This is a genomic window from Haloferula helveola (assembly GCF_037076345.1).
GTDB lineage: Bacteria > Verrucomicrobiota > Verrucomicrobiia > Verrucomicrobiales > Akkermansiaceae > Haloferula > Haloferula helveola.
Genome location: NZ_AP024702.1, coordinates 3,414,218 through 3,439,675 on the forward strand (window position 1 = coordinate 3,414,218; position 25,458 = coordinate 3,439,675).

The 25,458-nt window shown below is 64.2% G+C and carries 13 protein-coding genes; 11 read left to right on the plus strand and 2 right to left on the minus strand.

Annotated elements, in window-relative coordinates; all coding sequences use genetic code 11:
* The first annotated feature begins 163 nt into the window (after window positions 1-163).
* A complete protein-coding gene (locus HAHE_RS12825) occupies window positions 164-5,308 on the plus strand; it encodes an Ig-like domain-containing protein (protein WP_338684986.1) in 5,145 nt (1,714 codons plus the stop codon).
* 82 nt (window positions 5,309-5,390) lie between these two features.
* On the opposite strand, the gene HAHE_RS12830 is transcribed toward HAHE_RS12825, so the two are convergent.
* Window positions 5,391-6,779 (minus strand): DUF1501 domain-containing protein, encoded by a 1,389-nt coding sequence (locus HAHE_RS12830; RefSeq protein WP_338684987.1) that lies wholly within the window; start codon window positions 6,777-6,779, stop codon window positions 5,391-5,393.
* On the minus strand, window positions 6,769-9,108 hold the full coding sequence (locus HAHE_RS12835) for a PSD1 and planctomycete cytochrome C domain-containing protein (protein WP_338684988.1): 2,340 nt from the start codon (window positions 9,106-9,108) through the stop codon (window positions 6,769-6,771). Before HAHE_RS12835 ends, HAHE_RS12830 begins: the two co-directional genes overlap by 11 nt.
* A gap of 152 nt (window positions 9,109-9,260) precedes the next feature.
* Here HAHE_RS12835 and HAHE_RS12840 point away from each other — a divergent pair, with 152 nt between their 5' ends.
* From HAHE_RS12840 to pelA, 10 genes are all read left to right on the plus strand, one after another.
* Window positions 9,261-9,803 (plus strand): sigma-70 family RNA polymerase sigma factor, encoded by a 543-nt coding sequence (locus tag HAHE_RS12840; protein WP_338684989.1) that lies wholly within the window; start codon window positions 9,261-9,263, stop codon window positions 9,801-9,803.
* The gene (locus tag HAHE_RS12845; RefSeq protein ID WP_338684990.1) at window positions 9,800-11,224 is read left to right on the plus strand and encodes a FecR domain-containing protein; all 1,425 of its coding nucleotides are present in this window, start codon (window positions 9,800-9,802) and stop codon (window positions 11,222-11,224) included. Before HAHE_RS12840 ends, HAHE_RS12845 begins: the two co-directional genes overlap by 4 nt.
* Window positions 11,225-11,345: 121 nt before the next feature.
* On the plus strand, window positions 11,346-12,125 hold the full coding sequence (locus tag HAHE_RS12850) for a LamG-like jellyroll fold domain-containing protein (protein ID WP_338684991.1): 780 nt from the start codon (window positions 11,346-11,348) through the stop codon (window positions 12,123-12,125).
* Between the two features lie 52 nt (window positions 12,126-12,177).
* Complete coding sequence (locus HAHE_RS12855; RefSeq protein ID WP_338684992.1) at window positions 12,178-15,543, plus strand: sialate O-acetylesterase; 3,366 nt, start codon at window positions 12,178-12,180, stop codon at window positions 15,541-15,543.
* 109 nt (window positions 15,544-15,652) lie between these two features.
* The gene (locus tag HAHE_RS12860; RefSeq protein WP_338684993.1) at window positions 15,653-19,561 is read left to right on the plus strand and encodes a sulfatase-like hydrolase/transferase; all 3,909 of its coding nucleotides are present in this window, start codon (window positions 15,653-15,655) and stop codon (window positions 19,559-19,561) included.
* 85 nt (window positions 19,562-19,646) lie between these two features.
* Window positions 19,647-20,039 carry a hypothetical protein gene (locus HAHE_RS12865; protein WP_338684994.1) on the plus strand — a complete coding sequence of 131 codons (393 nt, stop codon included), beginning with the start codon at window positions 19,647-19,649 and terminating at the stop codon, window positions 20,037-20,039.
* A gap of 20 nt (window positions 20,040-20,059) precedes the next feature.
* The gene (locus tag HAHE_RS12870; RefSeq protein WP_338684995.1) at window positions 20,060-20,698 is read left to right on the plus strand and encodes a hypothetical protein; all 639 of its coding nucleotides are present in this window, start codon (window positions 20,060-20,062) and stop codon (window positions 20,696-20,698) included.
* An 82-nt stretch (window positions 20,699-20,780) separates the two neighbouring features.
* Window positions 20,781-22,352, plus strand: a complete 1,572-nt coding sequence (locus HAHE_RS12875; RefSeq protein WP_338684996.1) for a sulfatase — start codon at window positions 20,781-20,783, stop codon at window positions 22,350-22,352.
* 293 nt (window positions 22,353-22,645) lie between these two features.
* Complete coding sequence (locus tag HAHE_RS12880; protein ID WP_425510991.1) at window positions 22,646-23,272, plus strand: 2OG-Fe(II) oxygenase; 627 nt, start codon at window positions 22,646-22,648, stop codon at window positions 23,270-23,272.
* Window positions 23,273-23,444: 172 nt separating this feature from the next.
* The gene (pelA, locus tag HAHE_RS12885) at window positions 23,445-25,457 is read left to right on the plus strand and encodes a pectate lyase (protein ID WP_338684998.1); all 2,013 of its coding nucleotides are present in this window, start codon (window positions 23,445-23,447) and stop codon (window positions 25,455-25,457) included.
* The last annotated feature ends 1 nt before the right edge of the window (window position 25,458 follow it).

Genomic DNA, 25,458 nt, shown 5'->3' on the forward strand with positions numbered 1-25,458 from the left:
ACAACCTGTCGGTAAACCGCCATGGTTCAAAGGAGAAAAGGAGTCGATCTCCGTTTGGAGATTTCGTGAATCTCGCCCTGATCTAGAGAAACGATTCTTGTCGTCGAAAACTGAGGTTTGAAGGCGTCGGGAGGAGCTTCGAAGGCATCCAAAAACCACCAACATGAAAAAATCCAAACCCGGCGCCGCACGAGTGGCGCGTCTGACCGGCCTGCGGGAGAGATCCGCGGGCGTTTCATCCAATCAACGGCTTCCCGGCCGATCCCTGCTTGCGGCGCTCGCCGTATGGGGCGGGCTCACGGCCGCGGGATCCGCCGACCTGATCGTCCACTACACCTTCGACGGAGACGCCGGCACGACCGCCACCGACTCCGAGGCGGTGCTGGGCGGCGACAACTTCGGCACGATCGGTGCCGGCAGCAGTTTCACGACCGACCTGCTCCGGGGAGACGTGCTTGCGACGGGTGGCGCGGACGGTCTCCTCATCGACTCCCTGAGTTCGGCCACCGGCTCCTACACCATCGCGGGCTGGTTCAGGGGAACCGGCAGCGGATATTTCTACGACCAAGGTACCAACCGTTTCATCGCCTCGGTCGAAGCCAACACGACCAACAGCGGTGAAGGCACCGAGAACGGTCTGGGCTTCTGGGACGGCGCTTGGAAAAACAGCGCCGAAACGGGCGCGAACGATGGCGATTGGCACCACCTCGTCTGGGTGCTCGATGGAGGCACCGGCCAGTTCAGCACGTACGTTGATGGCGTCGCGATCGATGTCGATGTGGTCACCGCCGGCGTTCAAACCAGCCGGGCAGGCACGTGGTCGACTCTTGGAGACGGAGCCTCCCGATTCTTCGCTCACAATGCTTCCGCCGGAGCGGCTCTCTCGGGTTTGGCGGATGACATGCGGATCTACGACAACGCGCTCAGCAGTGTCGACGTGGCCACGCTTTACGCGGACACCCTGCACGTCGAGATCGGGTCTCTCACGCCCAGCGACGAGGCATCCGTCGATCCGGCGGCCGACTTGGTCGCCACATTCAACAAGGACATCGCTCTTGTTCCCGGAGGCACCATCACCCTGACCGACCTTGACGACGGCTCGGGCACCACGGTGATCACGCTCCCCGACCCGCAAGTCTCGGTGGCCGGTCCGGTGCTGACCATTGATCCGACCTCGAATCTCGAGATCGCAAACTACGAAGTGGTGATCGACGGCAGCGCCATCGAAGACACCGCGACCACTCCGAACGCCTTTGCCGGAACGGAACCCGCGCAGTGGGTCTTCTCGACCGCGACCTTCTCGGTTGCGCCTGCAATCACGGAGGTGGCCGGAGACGGAGTGATCGGCGACGAAGTGCTGACCACCGGTGGCGGGGTCGCCTCGCTGATCACGCAGGTCGACACGAACTGGAAGGCCTATGGCGGAAACGGCGACGCGTTCTCAGGCATCGTCAGCCCGACCCTCAACGTCACCGCGACGGGGCCGGTCACGCTGACCTTTACCCACCGCTACAACTTCGAGCCTGACTACGACGGTGGTGCGGTCTTCGTCAGCGTCAACGGGGCGCCTGCGACCTATCTCGGCCCTTCGTCGTTCACCCAGAACGGCTACACGGGCACCGTCAACAACACCATCTGGGAAGGCGGCGAGGAAGTCTTCCACGGTGCTTCCACCGGCTTCGGATGGCCGGCTTTGCTTACGAGCGTGGCCGACCTCGGGACCCTCAACGCGGGCGACACGGTCACGGTCGAATTCCGCAGCGGCTTTGACGCCAACACCTATCCGGCCGGAGTGAACTGGGAGATCGGCACCGTGCTCGTCGAGGACGCGGCAAGCTCCGCGCTGATCGATGCCGACTTCACGGCCGACGGTCCGTCCGGTTTCACGATCTCGAATGATCTCACCAACGGCAGCTTCGGCGGCGGCTGGGAATATGCGAACATCCAGCACATCTTCGAGATCAACGCCGACACGCTGGCATCCGACCGCTACGCGCCGGACATCGCCGGATCCGTTATCGACCTCAACGGCGCCGACCTGGTCGTCGAGGTGGCGACGGGAACCCTGGATGCGGGCGACGCGTTCACGCTGTTCGACCTCTCGGGCGGAACCACGCTTTCGGGATCCGCCGGCAGCCTGACGCTTCCGGATGGTCTCTGGGACACGTCGACCTTCGAGATCGACGGCAAGATCGTCCTGCTTCTGCCGCCGGGTGGCGGACCTACGGGTGGTGCCGACTTCGAAGTCGACGCGCGGCTCGACACGGACGGCGACGACATATGGGAAGACGTCAAGGGAACCGGATACAATTTCTACCTCGATACCGTCGGTGGCGTGAACCGCGTCTCGACCGGAAGCGCGACCCAGATGACCCGCGCCTACGATATGCCCGGAGGTCAGTTGGGTTCGGGAGAGGGAACCGCTGGCGGCGCCAAGCTTATCTTGGGTTCGAACGGCAGCTTGGCCACGGAAGCCCAGTCCTTCTTCCAAGTGGGCTTCCACAGCAACGACGCGACCCTCGAGTTCTGGATCAAGCCGGACAACCTCGCTCCGACGACTACTGCCGGGCAGATCATCTGGGAAGATGGCGGCGGCTCCGGCTTCGGTCTGTTCCTGAGCCCTGCGGGTGAAATCTACACCAGTCAGGATGGCGGGACCGCTAGCGACGCGCAGATCTTCTACGATGTGGCGAACGATCCCTCGGATCTCATTCCCGATCCGGCGACCGACGAGTTCTTCCAGGTCGTCCTCACGCGTCTCGCCTCCAACGGCACCGCCGAAATGTTCATCAACGGACAATCCGTGGGAAGCGCGACCGCCGCCAATGGCGGCGGCTGGTCCGGCGGTGACGGCGTTGGCTTGGGCGGACGCGGCGAAGCCAACACCGGCGGCCTCGGAGGAGGCGACGCCGGAACCGAGTCCTTCGACGGTCAGATCGGGCTGTTCCGGGTCTACGACCAGCAGATCCTCACCCAGCCGCAGATCGAGGCGAACTATGACGCGGTCGCCGGAGCCGACGCGCTCCCGCCCGCCTACGTCAACCTCTCGCCAGCGAACCTGTCGACCGGTGTGTTCTTCGAGGACAACCTGGTGGCGACCTTCACCGAGCTCATCGCCCTGACCGGCAACGGTTCGGTCACGCTGAGGAATCTCGACACGATGACCGACACGGTGATCTCGCTGCCGGACCCGCAGGTCACGGTGAACGAGAACCAACTGACCATCGATCCGTCGCCGGGTCTTGCCTACGACGCCCACTACGCGGTGCTCATCAGCTCCGACGCGATTGTCGACCTGGCCTCCACGCCGAATGCGTTCGTGGGGATTTCGGATGACACGCGGTGGACCTTCACCACCGATCCACAGGATCTCGACGATCCCGCGGTGACCTCACTCACTCCTGCGGATGACTCGATCGACCTCGGGGCAGTGACCGAACTCGTCGTGACTTTTGATGAAACGATCGTGGCTGGTGCCGGCGACATCACCCTCAAGAACCTGACGGAGAGCACGGAGTCGGTCATCGCGGTGACCGACAGCTCGCAGGTGACGGTCTCCGGAAACGTCCTGACCATCAGTCTCGCGGCGGTCAGTCCGACCGGAGGGCTCCGAAGCGGCACCGACTACGCCGTGCAGATCGATGATGGTGCGGTCACCGATATCAGCGGAAATACATTCGATGGTTTCGCCGATGACGTGAGTTGGAACTTCTCCACCGGCATCTTCGCCGAGGTGCTCTTCGCCGACACCTTCAACCGGCCGGACAGCACCGACCTGAATGCTTCGAGCGAAGGCAAGTCCGGCGTGTATGGCGCCGCCAACTGGGGAAGCGGCAACCTGCAGACGCTGATCGACATCAACGGCAACGCGATGCGGATCAACACCGATGACAGCGATGGCAACGATGGTGCATGGGCATGGGTCGAGCAGAACTTTACGGGCCTCAGCGAGTTCACGGTCACCTTGGACATTGCCTCCCAGAGCTCCGGTGGAAACGGCCGTTATGCCGGGTTCCGAGTCGGACAGACCCTGGCGGACATCAGCGGCGAGACGAGTGCGTCGACCGGTGGCAATCCTGCGGACGTGCAGGTCTACCTCGACAACGTCGGCAGCACGCGCGGGATCCGGATCTATGAAGGAGCCTCGGATCTCGGATATGTCGTCACCTTCGCGAGCGGCATCGGCGAGCTGTCGGCCACCTTCACATGCGAAGACACCGTCGCCGGCGCCACCCTGAACTACGAGGTCTTCCTCAACGGAGTGTCGCAATACACCGGGTCCACGGTGTGGAGCGGAACGGATGAGAACTACATCAGCGTCCAATCGAACTCGACCAATGATACCCGCTTCGACAGCTTTGCGGTCGAGGGTCTCGCCGCCGCATCCGGCGACTACGATGCGTGGGCGGCCCTTTATCCGGGAGCCGACCTCGCTGATCCGAACGGTGACTTCGATGGTGACGGGAAGAGCAACGACTACGAACGGCAGTTCGGACTCGATCCGACCGATCCGACGGATCTGGATCCGATCAAGGTGCCGTTCGATCCGGTCGCTGGCACCTTCACCTTCAGCCGTCGCGACGACGCGCTCACCGGCTTGTTCACCGATATCGAGACCTCCTTCGATCTCGAGATGTGGACGGTCGATGGTGCCGCCGTGCTCGACGACTCGGCCGGGCCCGACGCGAACGGTGTCGAACTCGTTCAGGTAACCGTCAGTCCCGGCCTGCTCGCGGCGCCGGCGCTCTTCGTCCGGATCAACCAGAACGACGGGACGGTGTTCTCCGCCAACTTCGAGAGCGACGACGGCGGCTTCACGCTCGTGGGTGCGCCTAACGATTGGGAATACGGAGCACCGAACTCGGACAACGGCGTCAACCTGACCAACGTCACGACCGGCAACGGCGGTTCGGTGAATTGCTGGGGGACGAACCTCGGTGATGGCGCGGGCGATCTCGGGCTGATCACGGCGTCAGCGGATTCGATCCTGCGCTCGCCCGACATCAGCCTGACAGCGGCGGCCGGGGCCGAGCTTGAGTTCGCGGCTCTGCTGGATGCCGCGGGTGGCGACACGGTCGAGGTGCTCGTGCGTGAAGTCGGCACGGACAATCTGCTGGCGACCATCACGCCCTTCGGCGCCAGTCCGCTGGTGGCTCCCGTCGAGGCGGATTGGACCAGCTACGGTCCCTTCGACCTGGCGGCGGCGGTCGGCACCGACGTCTATCTCGAGTTCCGCTTCTTGGGCTCCGATGCGAACTACATCGGGCTCTACATCGACGACGTCACGGTTCGCAGGACGAATCCGTGACCGGATCCCGGAAGGTATCCCTTCCACTTCGGCGGCCTCCTTCGGGAGGCCGCTTTTTTCATCCGCTTGGAACGAGAACGGTCTAGCCGACCAATTCGCGGATGAGGTTTCCGCCGGTCTGGCTGAGTTGTTTGAAGCGGCCGCCGTGGAGGTAGGTGAGTTTGTTGTCGTCGAGCCCGAGCAGGTGGAGGAGGGTCACGTGGAGGTCGCGGATCGGATGGACGACCTCGACGGCTTCGCCGCCGATCTCGTCGGTCCGGCCGACGTAGGTTCCGGCCGGAACGCCGCCGCCGGCGAAGACCACGGACATCGCTTTCGGGTTGTGGTCGCGTCCGACCCGGCCGCGGCTGACCGCATTGTCGGGAGAGCGGCCGAACTCGCCGAGGATCACGACCAGCGTTTCATCGAGGAGCCCGCGCTGTTTCAGGTCGCGGATCAGCGCGGCGATCGGGCGGTCGACCGCGGCCATCCTCGCGCCGTGGGCGGATTTGAGATCGTCATGGGAGTCCCACCCCGACGAGTAAGCCTGCACGAACCGGACGCCCTTTTCGACCAAACGGCGGGCAAGCAGGCAGCTGCGGCCGAACTCCTGCGTCTCCTTACGGTCCAAGCCGTACATCGAGCGGGTCTTCTCGTCCTCGCCGGTGAGGTCGAGCAATCCGGGAACCTCGGCCTGCATCCGGAACATCAGTTCGTAGGAATGCATGCGTGCCGCGAGATCGTCGTGCTCCGGATGGCGGGCGCGGTGGCTCTTCTCGAGTTCGGCGAGCAGATCGAGGTTCCGGCGCCCGACGCTTCGCGGGATGTTTCCGCGTGCTTCGAGATCGAGGATCGGAGCGCCGGTGGGCCGCAGCGGGGTGCCCTGGAAGTGGGCGGGAAGAAAGCCGTTCGTCCAGTTCGCCGCTCCGGACTGCGGGTAGTACGTGCCGGGCAGTACGACGAATCCCGGAAGATTGCGGTTCTCGCTGCCGAGGCCGTAGCCGACCCACGAGCCGATGGCGGGATCACCGCCGAGCCGGTTGCCGGTGTTCATGTGGAGGTTGGCGGTCGGGTGATTGACCGATTCTCCCTGGCATCCCCGGTAGATGCACAGATCGTCCGCCACGCCGGCCAGCTCGCGGAAGTGCTCGCACATCCACAGTCCGCCTTTGCCGACCTGGCGGAACTTGAAGGGCGATCCGACGTAGCGCCGGTCGCCGCGGGCCATGCCCGAGGTCAGCTTGTCCTGGTTCTTGAAGCCCTTGCCGTCGATCCGGCTGAGTTCCGGCTTCGGGTCAAAGGTGTCGATGTGACTCGGCCCGCCCTCGAGGTAGAGGAGAATGCACGACTTCGCCTTAGCGGGCAGATGTCCCTTCTTCGGGTCCAGCGGTCCCGACCTCTCCTCCTCGGCCATGGCGTTGAAGGCGGCCGTGCCGAGGGTCGCACCGAGGCCGTAGAGGAATTCGCGACGGGAATGGAAATCAATAGACATGGAGAAACTCACTTGAGTTGAAGAGGACGAGGCAGAGTTCGGCGAGGGCGCGTGTTTCGGCGTCGACCTCCCACGCCTGGAGGTCGCGTTCGTATTTCGCCATGCCCTTCAGCGTGAAATGGGTGGTCTTGGCGCGACCGGTGCGTTCCTCGACATCGGGCAGGCCGACCTTGGTCGGCAGCTTGTCGCGTTCCGGGGGATGGGCGCGGTGGTGGGCGGACATCTCGTTGAGATGCTTCGCGCATGCCTTCAGTTCGGACGTCTCGGGGGAACGTCTGAGCACTTCGCGGAACGCGACCGTGATCCGGTCGGCGGGCTCGGTGGATTTCGTGATGCGGTCGGCAAGCCGCAGTGCCCGGGCGCGGCTGAAATCGCTGTGGAAGAGCGTGAAGGCCTGGGTCACGACCGTGGTGTCGTCGCGTCGCCCGCAGGACATCTCGGTGTTCGGCCGGTTGAAGACCTCCATCAGCGGGTGCCCGAGATTGCGGATCCTCATCGCGTAGAGCGAGCGCCGGTGGCGGTCGGCGCGCTTCGGTTCCGGCTCCCACGGCGGGGTAAGTTTTCCCATCGCGAGCCGCGGCTGGAACGCGACCTCCCAGTTGATCTCCGCCTTGAAGCCGGGGCCTCCGACCTTGCGGTTGAGTTCACCGGAAACGACCAGCATCGAGTCGCGGATCTCCTCCGCGCCAAGGCGGCGGGGACGGAAGGTGGCAAGCCACTTGCCGTCGGGGTCTTCGCTCGCGAGTCGCCCGGGGTCCGGGTGGGTGGCGGCGCGGCGGTAGGCGTCGCTCGAGAGGATGAGCCGTTGCATCTTCTTGACCGACCATCCGTCCTCGATGAAGCGGACGGCGAGCCAGTCGAGCAATTCCGGATGGCTCGGCCGCGAACCGGCGACGCCGAAGACATTCGGGGAGTCGACGAGGCCGCGGCCGAAGTGCCACTGCCAGATGCGGTTGGCCATCACGCGGGCGGTGAGCGGGTGGGCGGGGTCGGCGATCCAGTTCGCCAGCGCGGCACGGCGTCCCTTCGCCGCGTCCGGAACGGGATGCTCCGACGACATCGCGAAGGCGCTCAGAACGCCCGGCCGCACTTCGTCGCCCGGTGACTCCAGCGCGCCGCCCTTCAGGATGCGGATCGGATCTGGCTTGGCCGACCGGATCTCGAAACTGCCCGCCTTGCGGTGGTGGAGGGTCGAGGCGAATACCGCCTGCATCGAGTAGTAGTCGCGGATCGGAATCGGGTCGAACTTGTGATCGTGGCATTTGGCGCAGCGGAGTTCCTGGCCGAGGAAGGTGACGCCCACGGTGTTGACCGCGTCGTCGAGCCAGTTCTGCCGCGCCACGGCGTCGGAGGTCATGTTGGTCATTTCCCACGGGCCCATCCACAGGAAGGCCAGCGCCTCCTGTCCGGCGAGACCGAGTTCGTCGCCCGCGATCTGCTCGCGAACGAAGCGGTCGTAGGGTTTGTCCTCGTTGAAACTACGGATGACGTAGCTGCGGTAGAGATGGGCGTCGTGCCGGATTTCGTCTTTCGAGAAGCCGTTGCTGTCGGCATAACGCGTGACGTCGAGCCAGTGCTGGGCCATGCGCTCGCCGTAGTGGGGACTGGCCAGCAGCTTCCCGACCAGCTCGTCGGGTGAGAGTGCCTGGTCTTCGGGCGCCGGTGGCAATCCGGTCAGATCATAGGCGATCCGGCGGCGCAGCACCGCGTCGTCCGCTTTCGGGGCCGGCTCCAGGCCAGCGGTCTTGAGCGCGGCATTGAGAAAGGCATCGATCGGGTGTCCGGAAGCGGGCGGTTCCTGCCTTTCCGGAGTTCGGAACGCCCAAACGGACGCCGATTCATAGCCGCGCCGGCTCCAGTCGCCGGTTTCGGCCTCACGGGTCCCGATGCGGACGCGCCCGGAGGCATCGGCCGACGTCCACTCTCCGGCGGCCAGTTCCGCTTGATCGGCCCGGGGCTCCGGCATCGGCGCGCCTGCCTCGATCCACTTCTTTACCGCGTCGACCTCTGCCGCGGTGAGCCGGTCGTTCTCCTTGGGCGGCATCTCGAGGTCGGGATCCGTCCAGGTGATCGCCCGCAACAGCGTGCTTCGCTCGGGGTGACCGGGCACGACCGCCGGATCCCCTGATTCGCCGCCCGCGAGCACGCCGTCCCGGGTTCGCATGTCGAAGTCGCCCTTGATCTTCTCCGGCTTGTCGCCGTGACAGGACAGGCACTTCTGCGCGAAGAGCGGGCGGATGGTCTGAGTGTAGAGCGATTCGCCGTCGGCCCGCGCCGGAAGCGTGATGGCAAGAAGAGCGAGGCAAAGGCGTGGAAGAGACTGGGGCATTCGGGCTTCCGAAGAGAACGGGTCCCGGCCGGACCGGCTTTCTTCGGAATGCCCCGTTGGGTTCCGCGATGCCCCGTGTCGCAGCTCCCATGTCGATCCTAGGGATGAAAAAACTGTAACGTTTCCGCGATTCGCGGGTGATTGGTGTATCCATGCGCCGCCCGGGAGGAGATGAAGATGCGGGATTCCTGCAGGAATATGTGAAGCTGATGACCGATCATCAGTGGCCCTTGCGCGGGTTCATCCTGTCACTGATGCCCGGCAGCCCGGATGTCGGGGACGTTTTGCAGGAGACCAATCTGGTGCTTTGGCAGAAGCGGAAGCAGTTCAAACTCGGCACCAATTTCCTCGCCTGGGCCTGCCGGATCGCGCGCTATGAGGTGATGCATCACCGGGACCGGGTAAGAAAGCACGCCAAGCTGCCGTTTTCGGACGAGATGATCAACGTCCTCGCCGCGCCGAAGGGGATCGATGCGTCGCACGAGAGGCTGCTGACGGCCCTGGAGGGGTGCTTGGCCAAGCTCGGCGACAAGCAGAGGGCGCTGATCGAGCACCGCTACACGCCCGGCAAGTCGCTTGAGGCTCATGCCCAGACGCTTGGCACCACGGCGGGCAGCCTGCGGGTCACGCTGCACCGCGTCCGCCAGGCGCTGCGCCGCTGCGTGAAGGAAACCCTTGCCGGAGGAGCCGCATGAACCCGCCGGAGCTCGAACCCCAGATCCTTGCGCTGCTCGATGGCGGATTGTCGCCGGACGAGACGGCCGCGCTGGAGGAGCGCCTGCTGGCGGACGAGTCGGCGATGGAGATCTACTTGGAGATGGTGGCGCTTCACAACGCGCTCGAATCGCGCTTCGCGGCCACGGCTTCGCAAAAGGCTTCGATCGTCCCGATGAAGCGCTTGATGGCGGCGCAGCAACGCCGGGTGATTCGTGGTTCGTTGATCGCCGCGGCGGCGGTCGTGGTGCTGGCGGGGGTCGCGATGTGGATGGTCCTCGCTCCGCGCAAGCCGGTCGAGCTGGGCTCCATCGAGACCTCGTCGGATGCGGTGTTTTCGCTCACTTACGAGGGGAAGGGTGAGGCACCTGAGGGGAGGCGTTTCGTCGAGGGCTCCCGGGTCCGGGTTTCCGACGGAATGATCGAAGGCGTGTTCGACGGCGGCGTCCACTTCGTCGCCGAGGCGCCGTGTGATCTCTATGTTGCCGCCGCCGACAAGGTCGAGCTCCGCGAGGGCAAGGCGTGGTTCCATGTGCCGCCTTCGTCAGTCGGATTCACGGTGGAGGCTGCCGGGCTTGAAATCGTCGATCTCGGCACCGAGTTCGGGGTGGTCACGGGTGGCGGTAAGGACGACGAGGTCCACGTGCTCAAGGGGTCGGTGCGCGCGACACCGCTCACCGAAGGTGCGGCCGGCGTGGTCATGATTGCCGGCGAGGCGTTCCGTCTCGGTGCCGGCGGAGTACTCGAACCGGTGGACCTGAAGGCGGGGGCTTTCCCGAAGGAACTGGCCCGCACCCGGGAGGTTCTGATCGCGAATGCCAGTTTCGAGGACGACGTGATTGCCCGCGATGGAAGTGTGGCGACGAAGGACCACACCAAGGACGACTACGACAAAGACATGGTTCCGTCGGGTTGGCGCCGGTTCAGCGATGGGGAGGGGAATCCCGACCTCGCCGGCGGGATCATCTCGTTGGCCCCCGACAGTTTCTTCAGCCAGGTCCTCGCTCCGACTCCGGACAGCGATGCCAACGACCAGACTTTCTATTCGGCGGAGCGCGACATCTACCAGGTGCTCGGGGAGCCGTTGAAGGCGAACAGCACGTATGTGCTTTCGGTCGACATCGGGGACTGGCGGGCCGCGGCAGGCTACGCCGGAGAACCCGGCAACCCGGGGTTCGGGTTGGGCGTGGGCGAGAAGCCGGGAGAGGCGTTGCTGAATCCCGAAACGACCGACTTTCCGCCGCAGATCGACGGCCGCTGGGTCCGCTGGAGCGCGACTTTCTTGACCGGTGATGACCCGCAGGGCGAAGGTCTGCCGCTGCGGATCGAGCTTACGAGCGGCAGACGCATGGCGTGGTTCGACCGGGTCCGCCTGACCGTGACTTCGGCGGAAGGCCGCTGATCGGATTTCGGAGGAGAAAAAACCTTCGAGAAAGCCTGTTAACGTTTTCGGAGAGCGCCGGGTGGTATTGCGGAGTTCAGGTTCCACCGATAGGTGGTCCGCTCCGTGACCTCTTCGATTCATGCGCCAGATTCAAAAACCCTCCGCCTTCGCCGCTCTCGTCGGATCGGCTCTCGCACTTCTCGCGGCTCCGGCTTCCGCCGCACTGCTTGCCCACTACTCGTTCGACAGCAATTTCACGGACGACTCGGGCAATTCCAACGACCTGACGACAGGCGGGGGAACGCCGAACATCACCACAACCTCCGGCGAACATGTCTTCGGGGGCGGCGCGCTGAACCTCGACAAGGCGAGCAACGAGTTTCTCGAACCGACGGTGGATTTCGGTTTTTCGACCACCGATGAATGGTCGGTGAGTTTCTGGGCGCGACGTCGCCCGGGGGCGGGAGCCCCGACCGGGATGGTGGTTGGAGACAACACCACGACTGATAGCTTCATCTGGCTTCCCGACAACAGTAACGTGGTCCAGGGGTTGAGGTTCCGTCCCGCAGGCGTCGGTACCAGCGACAACAACGACTACGCGACCGGGCATGATACCGCTTTCCACCACTGGGCCGTGGTTGCGAATGGTAGCGGTGAGTTGCGGGTCTACCGCGACGGCGTTGACCTCGGACCCAGCACGCCGAGCGGAGGCACCGACTTCGACATCAAGGCGGTCGGCAGCGGCTACACCGGGACCAACCAGATCTTCGACGGCCAGATCGACGAACTCTACATCTTCGACGAGGCCCTGACCTCCACACAGGTCTCCTCGCTCTTCTCTTCGAACGCCGTGCCCGAGCCTAGCGCGCTGGTGCTGCTCGCTTTCGGCGGACTTCTGATCGTCCGCCGGCGCCGCTGAGTCGTGCCTCCTTTCGCGGAGTCCGACTACGAAGTTCTCCGTACTTCCATTCATGAAAAAACTCCACGTCCTGTCGTCGGGGCTCGCCGCCCTTTGCGTATCGACCGCCTCCGCGGGTCTGCTTGCCCACTACCCGTTCGACTCCGATTTCACCGATTCGACCGGTGCATCGAATGATCTCACGGCGGGCAATGGCACCCCCGTGATCACGAACACTGTCGGTGAGTATGTCTTCGGCGGTGGAGCCTTGGATCTGAGCAGGGCGGAGAGCGAGTGGCTCGCGCCAACCACCGACTTCAGTTTCAGCACCAGTGACTCCTGGACGGTCAGCTTCTGGGCGAAGCGACGGGCAGGCGCGGCCGCACCGACCGGAATGGTGGTCGGCGACAATACAACCACCGACAGCTTCATCTGGCTTCCCGACAACAGCAGCGTGGTCCAGGGACTCCGCTTCCGCCCGGTGGGCGTGGGCACGAGCAACAACAACGACTACTCGACCGGTCACGACACTGACTTCCACCACTGGGTCGTGATCGCTGATGGGACCGGGACGATCCGGGTGTATCGAGACAATGCCGACCTCGGCACCCGCACGCCGAGCGGTGGCAGCGACTTCGACATCAAGGCGGTTGGCAGCGGCTACACCGGGAGCAACCAGATCTTCGACGGCCAGATCGACGAACTCTACATCTTCGACGAGGCCCTCGATGTCGCCACGGTGGGTGAGTTGTTCTCGGGAAGCTATGGGGCGACGGATTCGACGCCTCCGACGCTGGTCGGCAGTGATATTGTGGATGGCGGCGGCGGTGCTGCCGTAATCGAAAACGGTCTGGTGACCTACACGGTTACCTTCAGCGAGGAGATGACGGCTCCGACGGTGGACACGACGGACTTCGGCGATGCCGGTACATCGGGTGTCAACATTCTCAGTGTGACCCAGGTTTCGCCGGCGGTTTTCGAAGTCTTGGTCTCGCCAACTTCCACTGGCACTCTCCAACTCCAGGTGAATCCGGGAGCGGTGCTGACCGACGGTGCCGGCAACGCGCTCGACACGGCTTCGGCCATCATCGACGACACGTCGATCCAGGTCGATCCAGGTGCGGTTCTTCCGGGAGTGATTGGCTACTATTCCTTCGACAGCGGTTTCGGCGATGATTCGGGCAACGGCAACCACCTCGTGGTGGGGGACGGTACCCCGACGATCACCACCACGGCTGGCGAGCACGTCTTCGGCGGAGGAGCGCTGGACCTCGATAGTGCGACTTCCAACCAAGAGTTTCTCGATCTGATCTCGCCTCTTTCGTTCGGAGCTTCGGACCCTTGGTCGGTTTCCTTCTGGGTGCGTCGGCGTGCCGGATCGGACGATCGCCAGGGGATGGTTCTGGGTGACACCACCAACACGACCGACTTCATCTGGGCCACCAACAGCACCAGCCAGGTGCAGGGATTGAGATTCCGCGATGACCTAGGGGGAAATGCCGACTTTGGAGACTATCCCGACGACGGCAGCTACCATCACTGGGTCGTGATTTCGGACGGTGCGGGCACGATCACCGCCTACCGGGACAACGTGGCACAGACCGACGTGTTCCAAGGCGGCGCTTTCGCAATCACTTCGGTGGGTCACGCCTACAGTGCCACGACGTTCTCGATGAACGGGCAGATCGACGAGCTTTACATCTTCGACAACGCGATCGACTCGGCCAAGGTGAACGAACTCTTCACCGGCGTTCCCGATACCGATCCTCCGACGCTTTCGGCGGGCGGATTTGTGGATGACCAGAGCGGCGGGCCGGTGCTCGTCGGCGACCTCGTGACGTACACCGTGACCTTCAGTGAGGACATGGATGATTCGACCGTGACCGCTGCGGACTTCGGCAATGCCGGATCCTCGACACTCAGCATCGGAGCCGTGATCGAGACCTCTCCCGGCGTGTTTACCGTGGAGGTGACCCCGACTTCCGCCGGAACGCTCCAGCTCCAGGTGAATGTCGGGGCCGTGCTCGCCGATCCCTCCGGCAACGAACTCGATACGCTGGCCGCGATTGCCGACGCCACTGTGATCACGGTGGACTCGCCGGACACGACACCGCCGACCTTGGGGGCAGGTGATTTCTCCGACGACCAGGGTGGTGGACCGGTGACGGTCGGAACAACCGTCACCTTTACGATCAGTTTCAGCGAGGACATGGACGAGTCGACCGTCGATGCCGCCGACTTCGGCAACGCCGGAACGGCGACCATCAGCATTGGCGCGATCAGCGAGGTGTCGCCGGGTGTCTTCACGGTGGAAGTCACGCCGACCACCGCCGGAACCCTTCAGCTCGAAGTCGTGGCTTCGGCGACTCTCGATGACGCGGCAGGCAACCCTCTGGACACGGGTTCCGCGATCACCTCCGCTACCAGCATCACGGTCGAGGATCTCCCGGGGCCTGCCGACATCCGGCGCATCCATGTGTTCCTGCTGGGTGGTCAATCGAATGCGGACGGCCGCGCGGATCCGTCGGGCCTACCAACCTCACCGGTCGATCTCCAGCAACCGCAGGCCGACGTCGATTTCTACGAGAACGAGGCCGGCGGGCTGACGACCCTGCGCCCCCTGTCGCAGTTCGGTCCCGAGGTCACCTTGGGTCGCAAGCTCGCGGACAATCTCGGCGGTGATCCGGACACTCGCGTCGCGATCATCAAGTACGCCAGCGGCGGCACCGATCTCTACAGCGATTGGGTGGCCGGCGGTGACGCCACAACGACCGGCGACGGCCCGCTTTACGTCGGCTTCCAGAATGTGGTGACTGCCGGACTGTCGGCGCTGGCGTCGGCCTATCCGAATGCCGTGATCGAGGTTTCCGGCATGCTTTGGGTCCAGGGCGAGCGCGATGCAGGATCGTCGGAAGCGGCGAACTACGAGACCAACCTGACCAACTTCATTGCCGACATTCGCCTGACCTATGGCAGCGGATTGTGGTTCGTGGTCAGCCGGCTTTCCTCCGGACAAACGGCGGTCAATGCGGGCGGTCTCGCGACGGTTCGTGCGGCGCAGGACGCGGTCGCGGCGGCGGATTCGCTGACCGCGCTGCTGGATACCGACGGCTTCGGCATGAAGACGGACAACCTGCACTTCGATGCGACCGGCCAGCAACAGATCGGCAACGGGGCCGCCATGTGGCTGCTTGATTTCTGGCCGTTCCTTGAGCCGCTCGAATTCACCCCGCAACCGGGTGGAGGCTTCGAGATCGTCGTCAATCAGGCCTTTGACGGATTCGTCTATACGCTCGAGGGAAATCCCGATCTGCAACCGGTGAACTGGGCCGAGATCGAGACCCTTCCGCCCACGGGATCCTCGGTCACCTTCAGCCACACGCCAGCTCCCGGCGCGGATCGCGAGTTCTACCGGGTGACGCGGGCGATGGCACCGTGAGTCAGGGTTCAAGGGACTGAACGGCTACCGGATTCGGGGAAAGCGGGCGTTCCGCCTCGGGCAGGGTGACTTGATCCGCGCTGCGGGACGTCGTATGGAGGACCAACCCATGAGAACCTTCGTCCATCGCCGCCGCCGACTGCCCAGGGCGGGTCGTGCCGCTCTGCTGACTCTGCTGGTCGGGAGCGCATCCGCCCAGAGTCTGATCCATCATTGGAGGCTCGATGGCGACGCGACCGATGCGGTGGGGTCGGCGGACGGAACCGAAAACGGAGGAATGACTTACGCCGTCGGGCAGTTCGGACAGGCGGCAAGCTTGGACGGGGCCGACGACTTCATCACGACAGCGGCGGGTGCGCTGGTTCCGATCACCGACTGCACGCTGACCGCGTGGGTTTTCTGGGACGATGGCGACGATCGCGGACGGATCGCCGGTGGGCAGAGCGGAGGGAGTGAAGGTGAGGTGTTCAGCCTGAGCCGAAGCACCGCGGTTCAGGGCGGAACGGACCGGAAGCTGTTTCTGAATCTTCTGCCGAACGGAGGGCAGGGAGGCTCGATCACCGAGTCGGCGGACAGCACGATCTCCATCGGGACATGGATGCACGTCGCCTACACGGTCGACAGCACCAACGGCACCACGATCTACCTCAACGGTGCACCGGTCGGAACCAACCCGACCCGCACGACCCACACCCCGGCCACCAATTTCGCGATCGGGGGACGGGCCGACGCGGCTCAGGATTTCTTTGATGGCCTGATGGATGAGGTCGCGATCTTTTCCGGCGTGCTCGATGCCGCGCAGCTCTCGAACGTGATGTCGTTCGGCGCGGAGAATTTTGACGCTCCACCCCAAGTCCTGTTGAGCCATTGGAAGCTCGACGAGACCAGCGGCCAGACCGCGGCGGACTCCGCGGGCGCCAGTCCGGGAACCCTCGGCATCTCCGCTTCGGCGGAGACCGAGGATCCGACGGTCAACCAGCCGGGGGTATTCGGCACCGCCTACCGTTTCGACACTGTGGATCTCGACCGGGTCGATGTCCCGAACTTCGCGCCCTTCGGAGGCTTCAATACAGGTTCGATCTGCGGGTGGTTCAAGAAGAGCAGCGCCACGCGTGGAGCGGTTCTCAGCTACGGCGAAGGTACGAGTTCGTCGGATCGCCTGGTCGTCGAACTTCAGGACACCGGAGTTCTCCGGTTGGTCATACGTGAGAACAACAGCAACCTGATTGAGCTCCAGACGACCGCCACCTACCTCGACGACGTGTGGCATCACTTCGCGTGGGTGCAGGATGGCTCGGGCGTCACGCTCTACCTCGACGGGGCGGAGGTGACTTCGTTCGGGATCGAAACCAACGGCAGCGCGTGGTTCGACAGCGTCACGAACGTCGGGCAGATGACCCTCGGCTACGAGGCGCGCACGGGAGGCGTGCAGTTGCCGTTCGGCGGCTCGGTCGACGACATCGCGATTTTCTCCCGCCCCATCACGACGCAGGAACTGGCGAACATCATCAGCAGTGGTGCGGAGAGCTACGACACCGATGCCACGGCTCCGACGATCACCGCTCTCAGCCCGGATGGCGATACGGGTGTCTATCCCGCGTCGTCTTTGGTGGCGACTTTCAGCGAGAACATCGTGCTGACCGGGCTTGGCACGATCACGATCACCGACACCGATGATGGAAGCGGCACCCAGGTCATCAGCCTGCCGGACGCGGGACAGGTTACGGTCGCGGGAAACACCCTGACCGTGAATCCGTCCACCAATCTCGAGTTCGGCGCCAATTTCGAAGTGGTGATCAGCGCCGATGCGATCGAGGACGGCGCCTCGCCACCGAATTCCTTTGCCGGCACCAGCGGCGGACAGTGGACCTTCAGCGTCGCTGCGGAGGATCTCAGCGCTCCGGTGATCACGCTCAAGAGTCCGCTAGACGACGCGATCGATGTCTCCCGCGCGTCGGACATCGTGGCGACTTTCGACGACCCGATTCTCGTCGGCAGCGGCAACATCGTGATCAAGGACCTGTTCGATGACTCGACGACCCAGACGATCGCGGTCACCGATCCTTCGCAGGTCAGCGTTTCGGGCAACGTCCTCACGATCGATCCGTCGACCCTCCTCAGCGCCGACCGGGCCTATGCGGTGCAGATCGATGCGGGCGCGGTGAAGAACTATACGGACGTCGGCTTCGGCGGTATCTCAAATGCGGACGTCACGACATGGAACTTCCAAACGCGCGAGCTCAGCCCGAATGTCGTCTTCATCCTCGGCGACGACCAGGCGTGGTACGACTACAGCTTCATGCGTCGGCCATCGGTCGAGCAGACGGCGATCAACATGAACCCGTCGATCTATCAGGTCGCCGAGACGCCGGCCATCGACAGTCTGGCCGATCAGGGCATTGTCTTCACCCACGGTTACACGCCGCCGATCTGCCGGCCCTCGCTGGCCTCGATGGTGACCGGAGCCTATCCGCACCAGACCCTGATCACCGGCAACGATCCGGCGAGCGGGCCGGATACGGCGGTCGAGGACCGGATGCAGGTGATGAATCCGCTTCCACGGACGCTTGCCGACGAGCTGGGCTACACGAGTTTCCAGACGGGAAAATGGTGGGAAGGCGACTTCGCCAACGGCGGCTTCACCCACGGCGACACCGTCAACAGCACCGCGGGTGGGACCGAGCCACCGCAGTGGAGCGGCGGCAAGCCGGGCTACGTCACCGCGAGACACGGCGATTGGGGCCTGATGGCCGGCCGGGTTGATTACGTGAACGACGTGGCCGCTCCCGCCAGCCCGATCCCATACGCCAACACGATCCAGACGGCGACCGACTTCATCGATGCCCAGGTCACCGGCGAGCAGCCGTTCTTCCTCTGGTACGCGCCGTTTCTTCCGCACACGCCCCACGACCCGCCGACCGGATTGATCAGCAAGTACGATGCGCTCATCAGCGAGCCGAACGAGACGGGCGACTACTTCGCGAAGTACTATGCCAACATCGAACGCTTCGACGGCGGGGTGGGCGCGCTTCTCGATCACCTCGACACCGCGGGGATCGCGGACAACACGATCGTGGTGCTGATCTGCGACAACGGCTGGATCAACCGCGACAATGCCAGCGCCTATGATGCGAGGTCGAAGCAGACGCCTTACCAAGGCGGCATCCGCACCCCGATCATCGTTCGCTGGCCCGATCAGATCAAGGCGGGCGGCGCGATCGAGCCGCAGATCGTTACCACGCCGGTGAGTGTGGTTGATCTGGCCCCGACGGTCCTTGGCGCGCTCGATCTTGTTCCGACTCCGGAAATGACCGGCCTCGATCTGCTCGACCTCGGTGCGGTCGGCGCGCGCGACACGGTGTTCACCGAAGACAGCTCGCATGACATCGCCGACCTCAATGACCCTAGCCAATCGCTCGAGTCGCGGGTGGCGATCCGCGACGGCTGGAAGCTGATCCTGTTCACCACCGGTGTGGCCGAGCTGTATCATCTGTTCGATGCCTCGACCGGCAATGCGATCGATCCGTTCGAGACCAACGACCTTTCGGCATCGAATCCGGGGCTCGTCAACGAGCTGACGGCGGCGATCGTCAATTGGTACTCGGTCGGGACGAAGACATTCGCCACGTGGATCGGTGATCCCGGGTTTGGTCTGGCCGGTGGAGACCAAGGCTTCGATCTCGATCCGGACGGCGACAACCTCGCCAACGGTCTCGAGTCGTGGTTCGGCACCCATCCGGGCGAGTTCAACCCGGGTCTGGCGAGCGTCGAGGTCACGGCCGGCAATCTGAGCTTCACGCACCCGATCAGCCCGAATCCTCCGACCGATCTGGTCGGCTACTACGAATGGTCTCCGAACCTGACCGATTGGTATGCCGGTGACGGCATCGATGGTCCGGGCGGCGGCCTGACCGTTACGATCTCGTCAGTGATCGACAATTCGACTGCCACGGTGACGGCCGCGCCGAGCCAGCCGGTGCCGAGCATCTTCGTGAGGGCCGGGGTGGTCCAACCCTAGGATACTACTGCCCTCAGGCGCGCTTTTGGGTGGCGCCATCGCGGTCGGGTGCTACCCCTGAGGAGGGTTGTATCCTGACCACGTGATGAAATCGAAATTCCTGACCACCTTTGCCGTTCTCGGATGCCTGCCGCTTTGTCAGTGCGTCGTCGAGGAACCCGAAACGACCACCGGAAACAACAGCCTGACGCCTGTCGAACGGCCGAGCTACGGCGAGCCTCTGACTGCTCAGACCGGCCCCGGAAGCGTCACCATCCGCGAAGGTGGCCGCTTCGTTGCCACCATTCCCACCGCCCGTCCGAACGTCGAAGAAACCCGCTGGTATGCCGAGCAGGAGCAGATCGTGGTGAAGTCCCGCGGCAATCACGGACCCGCAACCGTGCAGCTCTTCAACAGCCGCACCGGCCAGCAGCTCGGCAGTGTGATGGCGTACGAGGCCGCCAACGGTCCGGCATGGGCGCAGAGCATGGCCGAATAACCCGAAACCCCCGACCTACCATGAACCTCCGATTTGCCACCCTTTCCGTTTCCGCCGCTCTGGTCGCATCCGCGATTGCCGAAGATGCCACCACGCGGATCCAGTTCGAGGCCGGCACCTCCCAAGCTGTCGTCACCGGCAAGGTGACCGGCCGCGACGGCACGATCTACAAGCTCAATGCCAAGGAAGGCCAGTTCCTCCTGGTCCAGGTGCTGCCGGAGGGCAAGGGCGCCGATTTCAATATCTTCATCCCCGGCAAGGGACCGGGCGATGAGGCGCTCTTCAATTCATCGACCGGCGGGCGGACCTACATCGGCCAGCTTTACAAGACCGGTGACCATTCGATCCTCGTCTATCAGAACCGTGCCGCCGCACGTCGCGGCGAAACGGCCGACTACAAGATGCTCGTTCGCGTCACGGACAAGAAGCCGGAGCCGGAGGAAGTGCCAGCGACCGGACCGGTGCCGCAGAAGGTCATCGATGACTGCCTCGCCGAGCTTCGCAAGATGGTGGGCGAGAAAGAGATGAAGGTGAAGAAAGCCGAGCGCGGCGAGAACTCGTTCATCATCGACGTCGATGTCGAGGGTGTGCCGGAACCGTGGCGCTGCTTCCACGACGGCACCAAATGCACCGGCACTGAGTATCAGGGTGAGGGCTGAGGGGTGAGTGCATGGGAGTCGTCCGGCCGTGTGGAAAGCGGTCGCCCACCCGATCGAGTCCACTTCTCTTTTCCCGAAACCCATGAAACTCCTTCTTCCGCTGCTTCTGACGCTCGGCCTCGTCCGCGCTGCCGAGAATCCGCCGAACGTCGTCTTCATCCTCGCGGATGACCTCGGTATCACCGATATCGGAGCCTACGCACGTCACTTCAACGAGGTCGGTGAGGGCCAGCTCTACTTTGAGACGCCCCACCTCGATCGGCTTGTTTCGGACGGGATCGCGTTCTCGCAGTCGTATGCGAACCAGCTCTGCTCGCCGACGCGTGCCGCGATCCTGACCGGCCGCATCGCCTCGCGCCTCGGTGTCACCACCGCCACGCCGAACACCCAAACCTACTACAACCAAAGTAGGAAGGTTCCCGACGGCTACGATCCCCACGACGCGTTCGCCCACAAGGACCCGATCCCCGGTCCGCTACCGTGGCGCAATGCCCACAGCAACACGGCTCTGGATCCTTCGGTCCCGACGTGGCCGAAGGTGCTCGGCAGCCATGACTGTGCCTTTCTCGGCAAGTGGCACCTCGGTGGTCACGGCGCACCCGAACGTCAACCGGCCGCCCACGGTTTCCGCGAACTCGCGTTCTTCGATGCCGGCGGATCGAAATACTTCAACTGGCAGGGCGACTGGAACCGCACCAAGCCCTTCTTCCCCACCATGCCCGGGAAGTTCAGAGCCGGGCAGGCCGGTCCGCCGACCGACCACGACTACCTGACCGATGACCTGAGCTTGAGGGCGGTGCGCTTCATCGAGAGCCGCAAAGGAAAGGAGCGGCCGTTTGTCCTCTACTACTGTCCCTTCGCGGTGCACACGCCTTTCCAGGCTCCGAAGCCGGGTGTCGATCACTTCAACGCGAAGAAGCAGCGTGGGAACCTCGGCAGGACGAACGCGACCTACGCGGAAATGGTGAAGCGGCTCGACGCGTCGGTCGGGGAGATCCGGGAGACGCTCGTACGGACCGGGCTGGCGAAGAACACCATCCTGATTTTCACCTCGGACAATGGCGGCGTCGAATACACCGATCCTCCTGCGACCGACAACCAACCCTTCAAGGGCGGCAAGGCCTGCCTCTACGAAGGCGGCGTGAGGGTGCCGACCGTTGTCTGGCAGCCGAGCCGCTTCGAAGGCGGGAAGTGGTGCGACGCGGTCGTCGACTGCACCGACTTCCTGCCGACGGTCGCGGAGCTGACCGGCAACCCGCTCCCGGACGATCTCGACGGCCGGAGCATGCTCCCGCTTCTCGCCGATCCGTCCTCACCGGGAGCCGAGCGGACCTTGATCTGGCACTACCCCTTCAATGTGAAAGTCATGCATCCCGACGACGGGATTCCGCTCCCGCCGCACTCGGCGATCCGCGTCGGCGACCACAAGCTGATCTGGAATTGGCACGGTCGGCTCGAGCTCTATGACATTCCGAAAGACCCGGGCGAGTCGCGGGACCTTTCGAAGGAAATGCCGGAGCTGACGGCACGCCTGCATGAACGGCTCAAGGGCTGGCTCAAGTCGAACGTCGCCCCGCGCTACATGCCGGTCCGGGACGAGTCGGTGAGCCCGGATGCCGCGGGTGGAGCCTTCCCGTTTCGCGACCTCCGCTAGACTGCATGTTTCGCGGAGTGATGTGACATTTGAAGAGTCAGCTGACTTTTTCTGGCACGGATGGACCGCGAGCTTCAGCTCGCCCCGGAACCCGAGCTGCCGACATGACGGGGCGAGCTGAAGCTCGCGGTCCATTCCAACCCAACCCTTCTCCGCCCGGATCTCCGGACGGCATTTCATGAAGGCGGACCAGGCCCGGCCCGGCCACCGTACGAATTGGATCGACAAGATTCTTCGCCGGGTGTTTTTGAGCGCCGTCCGCCGACCCGACCCAACCGTCGGGTGGCCGTTGATTGAGCCCGACAGCAATCGATTCCAGTCCCGCGGTGGTGGAGGGCCTGCAAGCCCGGGGATGGGTGCGCCTTGATGGCTTCCTTTCGGAAACGGACGCCCGCGAACTATCCGCCGAAAGCGTGGAAGCATGGGAGTCGGGCGAGTTTCGCAAGGCCGGTGTCGGCCGCGGCGAGCAACGCGTGATCCGTGAGGACATCCGCCGCGACCACGTGCTGTGGCTGGAGCCGGGGACGGCCGGTCCCGCCGCGCAACGCTATCTCGCGAAACTCGAGGAACTGCGCAGTGCGATCAACCGCAGTCTGTTTCTCGGGCTGTTCGATTTCGAAGGGCACTTCGCGGTCTATCCGCCGGGTGCGTTTTACAAGGCCCACCTCGACCGCCACCGGGGCACCGCCGACCGCGTGGTGACGGCGATCCTTTACCTCAACGACGGCTGGGTGCCCGCGGACGGCGGACGCCTCAAGCTCTGGACCGAACCCGGCTCGCAGGAGGGGCCGGCGGAGTGGGTCGAGCCGAAGCTCGGAACACTGGTCGTCTTTCTTGCCGGCGACCACTGGCACGAAGTCGAGATGGCTTCGCGCACCCGCATGAGCGTGACCGGCTGGTTCCGGGTTCGTGGAGCCTGAACGCCACGTCGCGCTGCGTGTCGCAGTTCATGGAGCGCTGGCTTCAGCCGGCCCCGGAGCCCCGGCGAGCAAAGTGCTCGCACCCCTCAGGTGCTCCGCCTTCGGGATCAGCCGTCCCGCTAACCCGTTTGGGTCTGTAGGATCGCGAAATCGGCCCCCGTAGCTTGGCTCCATGGTCTGCCGATTCGCCTGTTCCCTTGCTCTCGCCATCTGCGCCGTTGATGCCTCTGACACATGGACGGTGAGTGCCGACGGCCTTGGCGACTTCAAAACCCTTCAGGCTGCCATCGACAAAGTCCCCGAAGGCAAGAGCACCGCGATACGGATCCGCCTGATGCCCGGCCTCTATGTGGAACGGGTGATGATCCCGCGAAGCAAGGGACCGATCCATCTCTTCGGCGATGATGCGGAAACCACCGTGATCACTTTCAACAACTCCGCGGAGACACTGGATGACCGGGGACGCAAGATCGGGACTTCGCGTAGCGCGAGCGTGTTCATCGAGTCGGATGGCTTCCGGGCGAGGAACGTGACCTTCGAAAACAGCCACGGTCGCGGCAGCCAGGCGCTGGCGGTGAATGTCAGCGGCGACCGCGCCGCATTCGATGGCTGCCGTTTCGTCGGTTACCAGGACACCCTGCTTCTCAATCGCGGACGGCAGTACTTCGAGAACTGCCTCATCACAGGCGACGTCGACTTCATCTTCGGGGAAGCAACCGCGTTCTTCGAGAACTGCACGATTCACTGCCGGGGGAGCGGCTACATCACGGCCGCATCGACGCAGGAGAAGGACGAGTATGGCTTCGTCTTCCGCCGATGTCGGATCACCGCGGACGAAGGGGACTGGCAGTTCTTCCTCGGGCGTCCTTGGCGGCCCCACGGCGCGGTGATGTGGCTGGACTGCGAGATGTCGGACCGCGTCCGACCGGAAGGCTGGGACAACTGGAGGAACCCGGAGAACGAGAAGACCGCCCGCTACGTCGAATGGCGTACTCGCGGTACGGACACCGGGCAGCGCGTCAAGTGGGCGGGCACCCTCACCGATCGCGAGGCCCGTTCGGTCACGCCCTACCGCGTGCTGCGGAAATGGGACGCGCCGCACACGCTCGAGCCGGCAAGGGTGGCGGCATTGCGGGACGATCTGCGCCCGGCATGGGAGAGCTACATTTCCGAATCAGCCCGCCGGATGGAGGCCGACCGGGCCGCACTTGCCGCCGAATTGAAGCGTGAGGGGCGAAAGATCCCGTTGCTTCCTCCGGATGGCCCGGATTTCAAGCTGCGGTCGCGGGCGGATGCGAAGTGGTTTGCTGGCGACGAGGCCCGCCGGTTGGCCGAGGCGGCGATCTCCTTCCAGACACCCGCCGGCGGATGGTCGAAGCACGTGCGGCTCGATCAGGGGCCACGCAAGCCGGGGATGCACTGGACGGCACAAGGCGGCGAGTCCGGCTGGCACTACGTCGGGACGATCGATAACCGCTCGACCACCGAACAGCTGAAATTGTTGCGCGGCGTGGCCGAGCACTTGCCCGCGGCGAAGGAGTCTTTTCTCAAAGGCATCGACTACCTGCTGGTCGCGCAGTTTCCCAATGGCGGCTGGCCCCAGGTGTATCCGCTTGAAGGCGGATATCATGACCACGTGACCTTCAACGACAACGCCATGCTGCATGTGCTCGAGCTGTTTCGCGATCTGCTTGCGGATCCGCCTGAGTTCATTGAGCCCAAACGGCTGGCTGCGGTCAGGTCGGCCTTCGAGAAGGGGATTGAGTGTGTGCTCGATGCGCAGGTCAGGACCGATGGGGAGCGGACCGTCTGGTGCGCGCAGCACGACCCGCTCACGCTTGAGCCGGTCGAGGCGCGGCTGATGGAACCGGCCTCGCTCAGTGGCGGAGAGAGCGCCGCGCTGGTTGCTTTTCTGATGGGATTGGAGAACCCGTCGCCCGAGGTCCGGCAGGCGGTCGAAGCGGCACTCGACTGGTTCGAGAGCCACGAACTGGAAACGACGGACAACGATCGCCGATGGGCGAGGTTCTACGACCCGGTCACCGGGCAACCGATTTTCCCCGGCGCCGACGGGATCATCTACGGGAGCTTCGACGAGATGGCGAAGCACCACCCGGTCGGCTACGACTACTTCTCCGGCAAGCCGGCCGACCTGCTCAAGCGCCGCGGGAAGTGGAGCCGGTAGG